The organism is Chitinophaga sp. YR627, from assembly GCF_900114995.1.
In the GTDB taxonomy this organism is placed as follows: domain Bacteria; phylum Bacteroidota; class Bacteroidia; order Chitinophagales; family Chitinophagaceae; genus Chitinophaga.
Genome location: NZ_FOUX01000006.1, coordinates 17,743 through 32,537, shown reverse-complemented (window position 1 = coordinate 32,537; position 14,795 = coordinate 17,743). Strand labels below are relative to the sequence as shown.

The window sequence follows — 14,795 nt, the reverse complement described above, 5'->3', positions numbered from 1 at the left end:
GAGCCGTAAAGAAAGCGCGAATTACTTAAGAAAACAAGTGCGTAAGGTATCAGATCGGTAATTTTTCTCCGATCCTCCTGCTTTCCAACCGTCCATCTATCGACCTCTGCTGCTCCAGTTCATGTAAAACAGCAATCGGATCCCCCATAGGCTCGTCCGCCAGGTCAAAAGTGCCATAATGCATCGGGATCATCACACGGGCATGCATATCATTGGCGCCCTTTACAGCATTCGCGGGAGATACATGGCTCTGGGACATGAACCATTCCGGCTTGTAAGCGCCGATACCTATAATACAATAATCTATTTCGGGAAATATCCGGCCTGCGTCAGCAAAGTGACTGCCATATCCGGAATCAGCAGCAAAATAAATGGTCTTTCCTCCTGCCTGTAAAACGAAGGCGCCCCACAGCTGTAAATTCTCATCCCGCAACCCTCTTTTCGTCCAGTGCCTGGCCGGCAGATAATAAATACGGATACGGTCATCGGTATTGTATTGCTGATACCAACCCGCCGTCTGGATCTTATCACTACCCGTAAAATGGGATAAAAGGTGCTCCATTTTCAGGCCGCTCAGATAGGTTACCTCAGGGTTCTGTCTGGCTACCAGTTGCAGACTATGCTTATCACAATGATCCAGGTGATTGTGTGATATCAGCACATAATCCAGTCCGGTTAAATGACCGGGATCTATAGGAAACGGTACGTGCCTTTTTATCAGGGGAATATTATAAAAAACAGGATCGATCAATATATTCACACCACCCAGGCGGATGAAGAAAGTCGCATGTCCCAGCCACACAATACAATCATCTCCGGAATGAATGAACGACTCATCATGATCAACGGGTGGGTTCCATACTTCCGCTTGTTTGGCCGCTTTCTGCGGATTACGCTGAAACTTCCATTTCAACACCTCCATCAGCGAGTACTGGTGTGGAAATTCATGGTTGACAAATCTGCCGCGATCATCGACAGGTGTTCCTTTCCATTCAAAAGGTAATTGCATGCCGGGCAAAGCCGGATTCAGAACATATTCCATAGCTGCTATTGATTCGTATCATATCAAATATACGCTTTCACAGCCGTTATCTGCCATAACGCTGCCGCAGCTCTTCCAGCAGAACAGCGATCCCTTCCTGGGTCACCGGAGCGGCTGCATTGGTAAAAATGATATAAGCTCTGTCTGCCTCCTTTATGACCTGCACCTTCGTAATAAAAGCGCCTGCATTTCCCTCATTGGTGGCAATATGATGTCCGGTTTCTTTATCCGTCATATTAAACCAGCCATAAGAGAAAGCCGGCATCCCATACAACAATTCCTCAAAGGTCTTTTTCGGCAACAGCTTGCTCTCCCCTTTCAATCCCTTTAACTGCAGCTGTATAAAATGAATATACTGTTCCAGCGACACATTGATATTCCCTGCCGACAGCAGCCAATTCATCTTATAGCTCTCTGCCGGTCCTAATGGCTGCAGATTTGTATCATGCCCCCAGGGCTGTGTGGTATCTTTCAGGTTCGGATAATCAAAGCGAAAGTCTATATCCAGCTGTTTGCCCAGATCAGCCACAAGTTCTTTATAAGACTTACCGGAGGCCTTTTCCAGCATCAGTCCTGCCATAATATAATCGATGTTGGAAGGTGTCAGTCCGTTTGCATCCAGTTTCATTGGTTGCTGGGTCAGAAAGTCGGCGACCAGTTGTTTCCGCTGACTGGCATAATCTCCAGGCAGATCCTGGAAGGTTGGCGTAGGTGTGTTATAACTATAGCCCTGTACCTTTCCCCGGAAAGTCAGCAGATTGGCCAGCGTAACCGTATCATATACATAACGCGTACGCCAGCGCAGATCAGGGAATAAGGTCAGGAAAGTCGTATTCCAGGTGATCTTCTTTTCCTTCACCAGCATCGCTGCAATAAAGGACGTTATTGCCTTGGTATTTGACCCTATATGAAAACGATCCCCGGGTTTTACTGTCAGGTCGGTACCGATACGCCGTACGCCCATCGTATGACAAGCCAGCACACTATCCGAAGAAACAACGGCAAAAGCCAGTGCAGGGATCTTATATTGCTGACGCACACTATCAGCGAAAGTAACAATGGACTGTCCGCGGACAATCACCGGCAATAACAAGAAAATAAAAGAAAACAGGCGTTTCATGTAGAGGGATCAGTTATGGTATGTTTTAATTTGTAAACTGGAAGGACCTGTCATCTTCACTTTAACACCGGTATAGGTCAGGCGGCCGGTCTGTATATTCCTGCGGAATACGACCACATCGCCACTGATCTGATTCGCGACCAATAAGAACTTACCGGAAGGATCGATCAGGAAATTACGCGGATGCTCTCCTAAAGTTGACTGATAGGTTACAAAGGTAAGACGTCCATCATCACCAATACGAAAAATGGCAATATTATTTTCATCCCCGCGATTAGATGCATATAGAAAACGACCATCCGGAGAAATATGTATATCTGCACTGTTATAAAAATCATAGGGTTCTTTACCATGTGTCATCAGACGTTGTATACTGTCCAGCTGCCCGTCTGCATAACGATACGCACTCACCGCTCCGGCCATTTCCTCTATACAATACGCATATTTCCCGTTGGGATGAAAGGTAAAATGACGTGGTCCGCTACCGGGTACAGCACGTACAAAACTATCCGGCTGTAAAGGTTGTGATGCCGATGCATCAAAACGGTAACGCCTGATCTTATCCGCTCCCAGATCAGGAGAAAACACATAACGATCATCCGGAGAAAACACCGTCGAATGGATATGCGCGGTTTTTTGTCTGCCGGTATCGATACTATGATCCGTAAACGGAATTACTTTTACCGCCGGCGCAATCGTCCCATCTGTCTTTAAAGGGAACACAGCGATACTGCCACCTGTATAATTCCCGTTCACCAGCCACTCCCCGCTTTTATCTGTTGTCAGATAAACAGGATTTTCTCCTCCGCTATCCTGTTTACTCAGTAAGGAGATCTTTTGCTGCCTGCGATCAAACGCATAACTACTCACACTTCCCATACCAGCTGTACGGGTTTCACTACAGGCGTAAATATATTGTCCATCGCGGGAAAGGATGAGATAAGAAGGATTCAGGATCGCGGAATAGGTACATACTTTTGTGAGTTGACCGGTCTGCATATTCATCCGGTAGACGTAAATACCGTCTTTATCTTTTGCAGCATTATAGGAACCAACAAATAAATAAGTATCCTGGCTATAGGCGAGAAGATGGGCGAACAATGCCAGTAATAGCAGCAGTGTGGAACGTTTCAGCAAGATGTGGGTGATTTATGGGTCAGAAATTGAAATGCCTGACAAAGATACTATTTGCGGGAGAGCTATTTTCAGACTTTTTCCTGAATGAATACATCCGGTAAAAAGTCTGAAAATAATGCTCCCGCATCAGATTAATTATAATGCACCGCTGAATAATAAATTAACCTCCGGGTCTATTTGCACCTGCTTTCCGGCGGATACAGGTAATACTGTCACGCGATCTTTAATCGTAATACGCTGTAACGCTGTACTACCTTCCACCCTGTATTCCAATGGGAAGGTAAACAGGTGTTCCTGTTGCTGTTCAACGACCACCGTATTCGGCTCCGTGCCCTTATGTACAGACAATACCGGTACGCCTGGCGTATATAACCATTGCTGGAAGAAAGCCCCCAGATCCTGCCCGCTGGCTTTTTCCATTTCCTTTTTGAAGTCCTCCGTATTGGCATTACGGCCGTCGTAATCCGCAAAATAAGCACGCACACCTTTCCAGAAAAGACTATCTCCTACCTGACGGCGCAGCATATGCAGTACCCAGCCGCCCTTCTGGTAACTATTAGCGTTCAGCAACTGCATATAGCCCCCCTGACGGGAAGTATCCACAACAGGCGTCTGTCTGCGTGCGGCAAAAGCCACGACCCTTTTACGGTCTGCCCGCAAACCGGCATGCAGGGTGTCGACGCCATATTTCTGCTCCATATAGACATTCGTCATATAGGTCGCAAACCCTTCACTCAGCCACACATGCTCCCAGCTGGTTTCCGTCACCGCATCGCCAAACCACTGGTGAGCGATTTCATGGGCCACCAGACTTTCCAGTGATTTCAGTCCGACTGACTCTTCTTCATAAAAGATAGCACCCGCATTCTCCATCCCGCCAAACATGGTCCGTGACTGTACATTCGCCAGTTTCTTATAGGCAAAAGGCCCCAGTCTGTCGATGAAAAAACGCAGCACTTCTACCGCTATTGCATAGTCTTTAAAGCCTCTTTCTTTATTCTCCGGAAATACATAACTATATACCGGGATACCATCCACATCACCGGGATGATCGATGGCAAAATCAGCCACACCTACTGCAAAGACCTTGGTCGGTAATACGACCGTCTCTTTATAATGTGTCCTTTTTAACTTTCCGGCCAACTGTACCTCTGCTGTTTTCAGCCCATTAGCGACAACGGAGTAATGATCCGGCGCCGTCACCGTAATATCAACCGCTGCTTTATCGGAAGGATGATCAATACAGGGTAACCAGTAATGCGCTCTGTCAGGCCAGTTATCAGTAAAAAAAGTACGCTTGCCAAACATGTTGTGGGAAATGATCAGACCATTCTTCGGAATACCGCTATAAATGATCTGATAGGTATGTGTCTCTCCTTTATTTGCATGGATGCTCAACCGCAGCTGCCGGTCATTTTGTCTGAAAGGGACCTTTACCTTTCCTTCTGTTACTGCTGATACGGCCATGCCGGTATCCTTTGTGCTACGTCCCACCAGGTCCAGCAGCAATTCAGCTGTATTTTCATTAAAACGTACAGTGATCCCCGTAACGCCGTTTATTTTATCCGTCTTGTCATTTAACGTAAGGGATATGTCGTAGTGCTGTACATCCGTCCTAACATCCTGCGCAATGGACGCAACACCCGTTCCCAGCAATAACGGCAATGCCGCCAGCAGTTTTTTGTAAATACTCATATGATATCAGTAGCTTTTCTGTTATTCTCCCCAGACGGTGATCACCAGTCTTCTGTTACCGCCATAATTACGATGCTCACAGAGATAGATCCCCTGCCAGGTGCCAAAGGCAAAATTGCCGTTACGGACAGGTATCATGACTGAAGATCCCAGCATCGCTGCTTTCAGGTGTGCAGGCATGTCATCCGGCCCTTCATCATCGTGTTCATAATCAGGATCGTTTTCAGGCACTGCTTTGCTGAAATACATCTCAAAGTCCCTTCTCACCGTCGGATCGGCATTTTCGTTGATCGTCAGCGAAGCGGAAGTATGCTGAATGAATACCTGGCACATGCCCACTTTGATGTCCCGGAGCTGCGGAATCGCCTGTAAAACCTCTGCGGTGATCAGGTGAAATCCTCTCCTTCTTTGCTGTAATACCAACGATTCCTGGAATATCTTCATATCTTAAACTTTATGTACCCGGACCTTGTTGTTTATTCCACAGAAAACGCCGGATACTGGCATATTTTTTTCTGATTTAAGCAGGACAAACTTAACTTAGTATAAGAGAAAAATGAAATCGTTATGAAAACATTACTGATTCCCGTTGATTTCTCCGCCACCTCAGACAATGCAGTGAATTTTGCCATCGAATGGGCCAGAGCCTACAGCTATACCCGGATCATCCTGCTCAAGACTTTCTACGATACTGTATTCGATCATATTGTTGTTTCTGCGGAATACGCGCCCGTAAGCCCCCATTATATGGCCAGGGAACGCGAGGAAGCCGCTCACCGGATGGAAAACCTGTCCAGAGAGATTGCCATCAAAACACGCGGTGTAGAGGTCATTTCCATGGTCAGCGAAGCGCCATTGCTACGCGCCATTATGGAAGTAATACACGAAGATGCCCCCGAGCTCATCGTACTGGGTAGCGACAACTACCGCTATTCCAGCGGCAGCTTCATTGCCGGCAACCTGATCTCCATCGCAAAAGCCAGTCCCATAAGAGTCCTCATTGTACCTTCCACCTATCAGTACCAGCGTGTGGAGAAAATACTGGTGCCGGCCGACTACAAAACGCTCGACTCTCTGGACAAAGTACGTAATCTCCAGATACCGCCTCAATGGAAAGACAGTAAACTACTGGTACTCAATGTCGATCCGAAAGAACGTTATCTGAATCCCGACGATCAGTTCAAAGCAGCCGAACAACACGTGCATGACCGCCTGAAAGACTATCCGCACGACATCTGTTACAGCAACGACAAAAACATCATCAACGGTATACTGAGTTTCACACAGCGCACACCCGTCCAGCTGATCATCTCCTTACCTGGCAAACATAGCTTTCTATATTATCTGACACATAAAAGCATTTCCGACGCCATCTGTCGTAACGCACAGGAACCTGTGCTGATCTTAAAATAGATTTCATCCCTGAAAACAGGTATTTCCCTGCAAATATTTACCTATTGGCGTAATAATCAATATGTTTATTTAGTTAATTTGTTATCTTTTCGCTTGAATCATCCAATATGCCCACAAGCAAAAGATTATCTACAGCTACAGGTTTCTCTCTCCGTACCACCCTCCTGGGTTCGGAAGATGAGTTTTCCTTCGGGCACCGGATATTCAATATGACCTGCGTCATTACACTCGCCATTCTTTCCACCTTCGTTTGTATCAATCTATTGATCAATGAGATGCAGGCTGCCCTGCTGGTGACAGGCTTACTCTGTCTGCAGATCTTTTTTTACGTCCTATCCCGCAGATTCCGTCAGTACCGCAGCATCATCGTCTGGTACGTCATCGCCGTTTACGGCGGATTGATCTGTAACTATTACCTCAATGCAGGTATTAATGGTCCCAGTCTGCTGCTGTTCTATACCACTTTTCAGCTCGCGCTGAATGTTTCTGCGAAGAAGAAATACGTCCTCTGGATGATACTCGGTATAATCATTCCCGGTGGACTGATATTCACCGAGTTTTACTTTCCGGAAGCCATCGGTGGCATGTATGAGAACAAACTGGATAAAACTATTGACCTGTTCGGCTGTTACCTGCTTGCCTTAGTATATATCGTCTTTGCCAGCTACAGTTTTAAAAGCGAACTGGAAGCACAGCACGAACGCGAGAAAAAAGGCAGTGCGGAACTTATGGAATACGGCATCCGCCTGCAGGCATTTTTTGAAAGCCTGTCCGATAACTTCATCCTCCTCGACAAGGAAATGAAGGTCATCTATTTCAATAAAGCCGCCCTCGACCTTTCCATCACGGAATACGGCAGAGCCTTCGAAGCCAATCAGCCCATCGAACAATTTATACACGAATCCAATAAAAAATCCTTCCGCCACGGCTTTAACACCGCCCTGGCAGGTGAGACCATTACATTGGATTTTCGCAGGGAATATGCCGTCAAGGAAACCTGGTGGCAGATCGCCTTCAATCCAGCCCGTAACGCGACAGGAGACATTATCGGCGTGACCATCGTCATGAAGGATATCACAGATGCTTACCTCTACCGGCTCAGAATAGAACGTAAGAATAATCTGCTGGAAAAGATCGCCTTCATGCAGGCCCATGAACTAAGAGGACCGCTAACCTCCGTACAGAGCCTTATAGAGCTTATTAAGGACGAATACGGCGATATGGACCTGATCTACACGAGGAAACTGGAAGAGGGCTTAAACAGGCTGGATGCGAAGATAAAGGAGATCATCGCCTTATCATCAGAACACAGAAAGGAATAATAAAAAAGAGACCGGCGATACACCGGTCTCTTTTTATGTCATGCTGATGATATATTTAGAAGTTAGGATTCTTTATTGCCACGCTTCCCTCTCCCGGCGGATTGATATCTGATTCATCCGCAGGCACGTCCCAGTAATCCAGGAAATCGTAGTTGATCAGTACATGGGTATTCACGGCGCCTGCTGAAGTCAGGAAAGTATTGCCATAACTACCGCCGCCATTATCTACATCATAGGTCCAGCCCCATCTCCTGCTATCGTAAAAAGACAATCCCCTGAACACCAGTGCCACTCTTCTTTCCATCACCAGTTCTTTCAGTGCACCCGCTTTTGTCAATCCCGTTCCCGCTATTGCCGGCACGCCTGCACCCATATAAGCCCTGACAGCATCGATTGCCGTCAGTCCTTCATTGGTATTCCCCAGCCGGATATTAGCTTCTGCCTGCATCAGCATATTTTCTTCATAGCTTGGTCCGATATAAAGTTCATACGCACCCGTTGTTTTCGTACCATATACATACACACCACTGGTACCAACACCACCGTCTGTAATACTGTACCGGCTGCCAAAAGAGAGATCATCCCGGTAGGTCGTTGCGGTATTGAAGTTATTGGTCAATCGTCTGTCACCCGCTTTAAAGTTCTGCACCAGGCGCTCCCCTATTTTAAAAGTAGCAGCCGTATTCACGCCTGTAGACAGGGCAGCAACACTACCTAAAGCAGCCGTAAAGAAACCATTGGCGGCAGCAGTTCTACCGGTAAATACAAGATCATTACTCCGGATACCTTTGCCCGCTAAGGTCAGCACCTGATTCCAGTCTGCATCCGTCATCACACCGGTAGAGGACTTCCCGATCACCGCATCAGGATTCCCGTTTACAAAAGGCGCGAGTTTGTTGATCAGCAGATTCCTGGCCAGCATTGTATTGATATTCCTGACCCACATATCGGTGGTGAGAATGCCTCCCTTTCCTACCTGACAAAATGAAGGGATCAGTTTACCCAGTACAGCGTTGTAATCTTCATTGCTGGTAATGCCGGCTGACAATAAACCTGCCGCCATCTGCAGATATTTATCAGAAGCAGCGAGTACAGAATCTTTTACCACATATTTATTACTCCCTACGCCATCCTGATCAACGATCAAACCAGCATAATAAAGAGACCCGATCGCCGCATAAGCATATCCTTTCCACCAGTAACACCAGGCTTTTACGGTATTAGCCCTGGTTGTCGCATTTCCGGTAAAAGGAATGTTATCGATCAATCCCAATACCTTATTACAAGCCCCGTTCATCGCATACATATTGAGCCACTGATAGTACAGCGGATTGTAGCCGGAGCCCGTCTGTGCACGGGTATTATTCGCTCTCAACTGACTGATATTGGAAATGGAAGTAGTCACTTTCGTATTGTTATCCAGCACAAAATATTCCGGAATACTGATCGTGCTGACCAGCTGGTTGGAGGATTGTGCACCGACCATATCCGCCAGCAGTTCCAGATATCCGTAAGGCAGGGAAAAGTAACTGTCACCCAGCCATACATCCCCTTTCTGAAAGCCGTTCACATACACCGCACCTATCGCCAGGGAAACAAGTCCGGCTTCATTGGTCACGTTCTGATCTACTGTAGGCAGATTGGGGTTTCCTACGTTCAGTTCTTTCTTACATGCACTGCCGCCCACTATCAGCAAACTAATAATTCCGATGATATATCTCTTCATGATTGTTCTCTTTTTGGTAAACATTAGAAGCCTACATTTAAGCCGATAGCATACGACTTCAGGTTCGGGATCGTGCTGTTATCAACCCCTCTGTCAAAGGAAGAACCGATGGCGCCCGAACTGGCTTCCGGATCAAAACCGGTGTAATTCGTCACTGTCAGGATATTCCTGCCGGTGAGTACCAATTGTAGTCTGTTGAAGTATTTTGTCTTCAGCACCTTCGCTATATCAAATCCGATGGAGATATTGCGGAGCCGCAGGAACGAAGCGTCTTCATAGAAATAGTCCTTGGTAGCATTATTACCCGGACCGTATAAACTACCCCAGGAAGAAGAATAGGCACTCTGATAAAATGCTGTGTAAGCAGCCGTTACCCCATTGAGCGTAATCGGTTTTGCAAAATCACCATGGATACCATCCCTGTACATCCATTCTTTTGTCTGATTGTACAGGTGTGCACCATATACCCAGTCAAACTGAAAGGAAAAAGTCAGGAAGTTCTTATACGCGAATGAGCTGATAAAAGAAGCGTTGAACTTCGGATTTGGATCACCCAGCGGATAAGCCTCCGAAGAGAACTGGATACCCCTGGTAGCGGTATCTACCAGCATACCATTTACCAGCTGGTACTTACCTGCATCCTGTTCTGATATATATTTCTCACCGTTTTTGCGGGTAGCGTTGGCACTGGTCAGCGCCTTATAACCATAGATCTGTCCGATCTTCTGACCACCGGTCAGCACCAGCGCCGTACTACCGGCATAGGAAGTCAGAATGATATCTGCTCCACCTTTGATACGGTCGATCATAGAGGTCTGGTGACCGAAATTGGTCGTGAAATCCCAGGCAAAGTTCTTCGACTGATATACCGGCAGGTTTAACTGGAACTGATACCCATTGGATGACATATCGATCGCATTGTTCAGTATACCGGTTGCGCCGGAAGACAAAGGCGCACTCACTGTATAGATCACGTTTTCGCTCTTTCTTTTCCAGTAGGTAAAGGAAGCATTGATGGCGCGCAACCACTTTCCTTTGCCAGCACTAAAGGTAAAGTCTGTACCGGCTTCAAACTCTTTCGATACCTCTACCTGCAGATCGGGATTCTGTCCGGTGATCGGTACAGAATAAACGACTTCAGAACCGATGGTACTCTGATCCAGTGTCGGATACCGGTCGAAAGGACCCGGTTGTATACCTGCTTTACCATAAGCGGCCCTCAGTTTGAAATAAGGCACCGCATCTTCCAGCCTGGACCAGAAACTGAAGGCAGAAGGCAACACATAACCGTTTACATTCGGGAACGTAAACGGAGACGCACCACTACCAAAAGCGGAGGACCAGTCGCTTCTGAATCCACCGCTGATACCGCCATAGTCACCAAATTCTATCTTCTGATTGATGAGGTAACCGTACGTAATAAAGGTCTCATCATATTTTCCGGTCGTCTTTGTGGTAGTGGAATAAGGCGCGACAAACAATTGTGAGGCCGTCGCCAGACTTACCGGCGGAGACAAAGGCAATCCCAGTCCGTACACATCTTCTTCCTTATATTTCCGCTTCCGGTAGTCATAGGAAATTTGTGTGGTCGTCTGGATCGGGAAATTGATATTAAAATCCTTTTCAAAATCAGTTCTGATATAGGCACTACCCAGGAAGTTCTGGAAAGTCGTGTTGTAATCCCAGTTATTTATCTCCCCCTCTGCGTTACTGGCGAAATTGTAAAACCAGGCATCATAGTACATGGTATTCGCGTTCTGCGTCTGGTTGAGGTAAGTCCATTTTGCATTTTCATTCCTGTAGTTAATACCGTATTTGGCGTCGAGTTCTACAAAACGATTGATCTGGTAATTGGCATTTAAGCTCTGTACGATGTCGATCTTATTATCCAGACCACTGCCATACTGTTTTACGAAGTAAGGGTTAAACGCATTAATACTTAAAAAGTCGGCCGTCTGGAAAGCAGGTGCATTACCGTCTTTCATTTTATAGGTCAGGTCAAAAAAGGGCGATGTATTGAGAAAGCTGAAAATCTGGGTGATATTGCCAGCTCTGCCACCTTTACCATACAGGTAACCACCCGCGCCACCCAGACCCTGTACTGTAGTATTCCTGGTATAGATCAGCTGTGTATTGGAGCGTAGCCGGAAGCCCTTAAAAAGCTCCATCCCGATATTGGCGGTGAGGTTGGTACGGTCCACGGAACCGTTCTTCATCACAGGACTCACGGTATGATTGTTCGACACCCCAAACATAAAGTCGGTTTTATCAGTCGCGCCGGAGAAGTTGATACTGTTGTTCCAGACAGAACCCGTCTGGAATACCTGCTTAAAATGATCGTAATACTTAAGATTCGCATTATAAGGCTTATTGGCGATGTTTCTCGGATCCAGGATACCATAACGGGTTGCGCCGCCATAAGCGTAGGAAATGCCCTCTATGGAGCCTACATCGGTGTAATCAAGGATATTCCCGTTCGCATCAATGATATTATTATTTGCGTCCGTCATATAGGGATGGAAGCGCGCTTTTTCTACATGCCCGCTATTGATATAACTGTTCGCAGAATAGTTGGTCGTATAGTTGACTGCAATGGCGCCTTTCTTTCCTTTCTTCGTAAAGAGCTGCATCACCCCATTAGCACCCTGTGCACCATAAATAGAAGCAGAAGCAGCCCCCTGTACGATCTCGGTACGTTCGACCGTACTCAGATCGAGGGAAGCCAGGTCAGAAGCACCTACCTGTACGCCGTCCAGCATGATCAGGGGTTGCGTACCATTCTGTACGGTATTGACGCCCCTCAGCAGGATATTGACAGGGTCTCCGGGGTTACCGCTGACAGAAGAGATCTGCGCGCCCGGTATCTTACCGATCAGGGCCTGATCCACAGAAAAAGTAGGTCCGGTGACCAGCTTCTCCGAAGTGACGGATTCCACTGAAATCCCCAGCTTCTTTTTACTGGTAGCGGTACCGACACCGGTGATCACTACTTCGGACAATACTTTCCGGTCAACAGCCAGCCTGATATGTATCGGTGTGCCATCAGCGACCACTTCCTGTGTCTCATAACCGATAGCCGTAAAGATCAGTTTACGACCTTTCTCTGCACTCAGCTGAAATGCGCCATTCGCATCAGATACCGTCGCTCCGCCACCCTTTACCTGAATACTCGTTCCTGGTACAGGTATGCCTGATTCGTCATACACGGTACCGGTGATCTTCAATAAGGACTGGGCTTTCACAGCACTGGTAAAGACATGGCATAACAATACCAGCAGGCATAGTAGCATTTTCTTTGTCATAGAGGTGTTTTAATATGACGGCATAAACCGTGTAATAAATCATCAACACAAACCGGGTGATAATCGCTCATGCATGTTCACTGCCGCGCTCGGACTGCGCATCATTAACAAGCCTTGTATGTACTGATGGCAGTACATAATATTCCCATTTTAAAGTTGGTCATTTAAAAGATCCAGTAAAAGATAACTGGACAGGTGCAATTACAAACCGCACAATCCTCCTGTGGGAGCCGGGTCGACACAATAGAAAAATCAATTAAAGTACTGGTGTGGTTCCTGGGTTTCCAAGCTAATGTTCCACCGATTTATCTGGTTATTTTCTTTTAGGTGTTGGGTGATATCGCTATCATGATAAATATAGAAAGGTTTCGCTAATTCTCATAATTTTTCTGGAAACAAAAAGTCAAAACAAAATATTGTTTTTAAATTAATATGATAGTACTCAGTGCACTCCTATAGATGATCCTGCAATCGTTATGCGGTAATTACTCATGCTCAGCATCCGGAGAACCGGTTGCTATTGACTGTCATAAAGACAATGTTCAGACTTCCAATATATAATAAGGTATTTCATACCCCGCTTTCGATAGTACGGGTTTGGCCACATTAAACACGCGTACACCACCGGTCAGGGTACCTTCCAGGGTACCCATATGTGCATGGCCATGGAATACGGCCGTCACTTCCCGACGGATCAATGGTTCTGCTAAACGGGAAGATCCCAGGAAAGGAAAGATCACTTCCGGTTCGCCTACGACCGTTTCTCTTAATGGCGAATAATGCAAAATGGCGATCTTTTTCAACTTGTCATGCTGCTGGTCGATCCTGGCCAGGGCCCTGTCCAGATGCAGGGCCTCATCCACCGCTTCCTGTACAAAAGCCTTCATGGCATCTTCGCCGAACATGGACAGCATATAGTTGTCAAATCCGCCACCAAAGCCTTTCACCCCTGCAAAGCCCACATCTTTGATCACAATCGCTTCTCCATCCAGTATATGTACGTTTTCGTTCTGCAAGGTCTGCCGGATCAGCTTCTGTCTGCCCTTTTCATAATCATGATTGCCGAGTACGGCTACAACCGGAATGGTACAGGCTTTCAGTTCATCACATAATATCTTTGCTTCACTCTCATCACCGGTATTGGTCAGGTCACCACAGATCAGTAATACATCCGCATTTTTAGACACCTCTTTAAAGTAATCTACCCACTTGTTCTTATCTGTATCTGTTACGTGAATATCAGCTACTGCGGCAATGCGCACCTTGTTGTTTTCTGTATCCATATCAAACCGTTTTTATAGTCATCCCTTTATAATGCCAGTCTGTAATATCGACGGCGTATTGTGTCTGATCAATAATTGGTCCACGGCATACCTTCTCCAGGGAAGGTGGCAGATCATACTGTTCGTTGGCACGTCTCATCAGTTCGTCAAACAGCCACCGGGGAATGATATCGGCATAATCTGACGGATAAACGTACTGGAAATTGAGTATCTGCGATAACAACAGATGCCAGTGTGGGTCAAGGCGGTGTAACAGTCTTTCCCAGTTTAGTTTCCTCCCATATTTCAGAAAGACGTGATTAACATCCGCACCGTCAAAACGTTCCCTGTTCTGAATAAATACTTTACTCCATACCAGCTCCTCCGCCCCTATCAGCCTTACAGGATGATCCATCACCACCGCATGCGTGGTATGTTCGTACCAGCTTTCATCTACAATGCAGATATTATTCGTACTGCTGAAGATGATATCTATATAATATTCGTCTTTAAATACCTTCGCCAGCCATCTTACATCCGTCAGTTCGATCTCATATCCGTTGGCGGCAAATAGCTTTAGGATATCGGCATACTGCGTAGGCATACAGAAAATATCAAGGTCTTTGGTATCTCTGTACATCCCCGTATAACCGAATAAGGCAAATCCTCCACCCAGCATAAAATCAAGCTTACTATCTACCAGTAAGGCCAGTGCCTCCCTGTAAAAAGTCTGGGCAGCCTGTTTCTGTTGTTCTTCATGCAAGTTCATACCTGAA

Annotated in this window: 11 protein-coding genes; 2 read left to right on the top strand and 9 right to left on the bottom strand. The window is 46.4% G+C overall.

Annotation, left to right across the window (positions count from 1 at the left end; translation table 11 throughout):
- Positions 1 to 49 precede the first annotated feature (49 nt).
- The 5 genes from BMZ72_RS29415 to BMZ72_RS29395 form a co-directional block, all read right to left on the bottom strand.
- Complete coding sequence (locus BMZ72_RS29415) at positions 50 to 1,042, bottom strand: MBL fold metallo-hydrolase (RefSeq protein ID WP_089813893.1); 993 nt, start codon at positions 1,040 to 1,042, stop codon at positions 50 to 52.
- 46 nt (positions 1,043 to 1,088) lie between these two features.
- Positions 1,089 to 2,162 (bottom strand): serine hydrolase domain-containing protein, encoded by a 1,074-nt coding sequence (locus BMZ72_RS29410; protein ID WP_089813891.1) that lies wholly within the window; start codon positions 2,160 to 2,162, stop codon positions 1,089 to 1,091.
- A gap of 9 nt (positions 2,163 to 2,171) precedes the next feature.
- Complete coding sequence (locus tag BMZ72_RS29405) at positions 2,172 to 3,299, bottom strand: lactonase family protein (protein WP_089813889.1); 1,128 nt, start codon at positions 3,297 to 3,299, stop codon at positions 2,172 to 2,174.
- Between the two features lie 135 nt (positions 3,300 to 3,434).
- Positions 3,435 to 4,994: a M1 family metallopeptidase gene (locus BMZ72_RS29400; RefSeq protein ID WP_089813887.1), complete on the bottom strand. Its 1,560-nt coding sequence runs from the start codon at positions 4,992 to 4,994 to the stop codon at positions 3,435 to 3,437.
- A 21-nt stretch (positions 4,995 to 5,015) separates the two neighbouring features.
- On the bottom strand, positions 5,016 to 5,438 hold the full coding sequence (locus BMZ72_RS29395; RefSeq protein WP_089813885.1) for a secondary thiamine-phosphate synthase enzyme YjbQ: 423 nt from the start codon (positions 5,436 to 5,438) through the stop codon (positions 5,016 to 5,018).
- 123 nt (positions 5,439 to 5,561) lie between these two features.
- On the opposite strand from BMZ72_RS29395, the gene BMZ72_RS29390 reads away from it, so the two are divergent.
- Positions 5,562 to 6,407, top strand: coding sequence for a universal stress protein (locus tag BMZ72_RS29390; RefSeq protein ID WP_089813883.1), 846 nt, complete (start codon positions 5,562 to 5,564; stop codon positions 6,405 to 6,407).
- Positions 6,408 to 6,514: 107 nt separating this feature from the next.
- Positions 6,515 to 7,729: a PAS domain-containing protein gene (locus BMZ72_RS29385; protein WP_089813882.1), complete on the top strand. Its 1,215-nt coding sequence runs from the start codon at positions 6,515 to 6,517 to the stop codon at positions 7,727 to 7,729.
- A gap of 55 nt (positions 7,730 to 7,784) precedes the next feature.
- On the opposite strand, the gene BMZ72_RS29380 is transcribed toward BMZ72_RS29385, so the two are convergent.
- From BMZ72_RS29380 to BMZ72_RS29365, 4 genes are all read right to left on the bottom strand, one after another.
- Positions 7,785 to 9,455, bottom strand: coding sequence for a RagB/SusD family nutrient uptake outer membrane protein (locus BMZ72_RS29380; protein WP_255373324.1), 1,671 nt, complete (start codon positions 9,453 to 9,455; stop codon positions 7,785 to 7,787).
- Positions 9,456 to 9,478: 23 nt separating this feature from the next.
- Positions 9,479 to 12,757 carry a SusC/RagA family TonB-linked outer membrane protein gene (locus BMZ72_RS29375; RefSeq protein WP_089813880.1) on the bottom strand — a complete coding sequence of 1,093 codons (3,279 nt, stop codon included), beginning with the start codon at positions 12,755 to 12,757 and terminating at the stop codon, positions 9,479 to 9,481.
- Positions 12,758 to 13,299: 542 nt separating this feature from the next.
- Positions 13,300 to 14,040: a metallophosphoesterase family protein gene (locus BMZ72_RS29370; protein ID WP_089813878.1), complete on the bottom strand. Its 741-nt coding sequence runs from the start codon at positions 14,038 to 14,040 to the stop codon at positions 13,300 to 13,302.
- A gap of 1 nt (position 14,041) precedes the next feature.
- Complete coding sequence (locus tag BMZ72_RS29365) at positions 14,042 to 14,788, bottom strand: nucleotidyltransferase domain-containing protein (protein ID WP_177222972.1); 747 nt, start codon at positions 14,786 to 14,788, stop codon at positions 14,042 to 14,044.
- Between the last annotated feature and the right edge of the window lie 7 nt (positions 14,789 to 14,795).

Excerpts from the sequence above, each read along its gene's own strand:
- BMZ72_RS29415 (WP_089813893.1), bottom strand. The coding sequence starts at position 1,042 with ATGGAATATGTTCTGAATCCGGCTTTGCCCGGCATGCAATTACCTTTT.
- BMZ72_RS29410 (WP_089813891.1), bottom strand. The coding sequence starts at position 2,162 with ATGAAACGCCTGTTTTCTTTTATTTTCTTGTTATTGCCGGTGATTGTC.
- BMZ72_RS29400 (WP_089813887.1), bottom strand. The coding sequence starts at position 4,994 with ATGAGTATTTACAAAAAACTGCTGGCGGCATTGCCGTTATTGCTGGGA.
- BMZ72_RS29395 (WP_089813885.1), bottom strand. The coding sequence starts at position 5,438 with ATGAAGATATTCCAGGAATCGTTGGTATTACAGCAAAGAAGGAGAGGA.
- BMZ72_RS29390 (WP_089813883.1), top strand. The coding sequence starts at position 5,562 with ATGAAAACATTACTGATTCCCGTTGATTTCTCCGCCACCTCAGACAAT.
- BMZ72_RS29385 (WP_089813882.1), top strand. The coding sequence starts at position 6,515 with ATGCCCACAAGCAAAAGATTATCTACAGCTACAGGTTTCTCTCTCCGT.
- BMZ72_RS29380 (WP_255373324.1), bottom strand. The coding sequence starts at position 9,455 with ATGAAGAGATATATCATCGGAATTATTAGTTTGCTGATAGTGGGCGGC.
- BMZ72_RS29375 (WP_089813880.1), bottom strand. The coding sequence starts at position 12,757 with ATGACAAAGAAAATGCTACTATGCCTGCTGGTATTGTTATGCCATGTC.
- BMZ72_RS29370 (WP_089813878.1), bottom strand. The coding sequence starts at position 14,040 with ATGGATACAGAAAACAACAAGGTGCGCATTGCCGCAGTAGCTGATATT.
- BMZ72_RS29365 (WP_177222972.1), bottom strand. The coding sequence starts at position 14,788 with ATGAACTTGCATGAAGAACAACAGAAACAGGCTGCCCAGACTTTTTAC.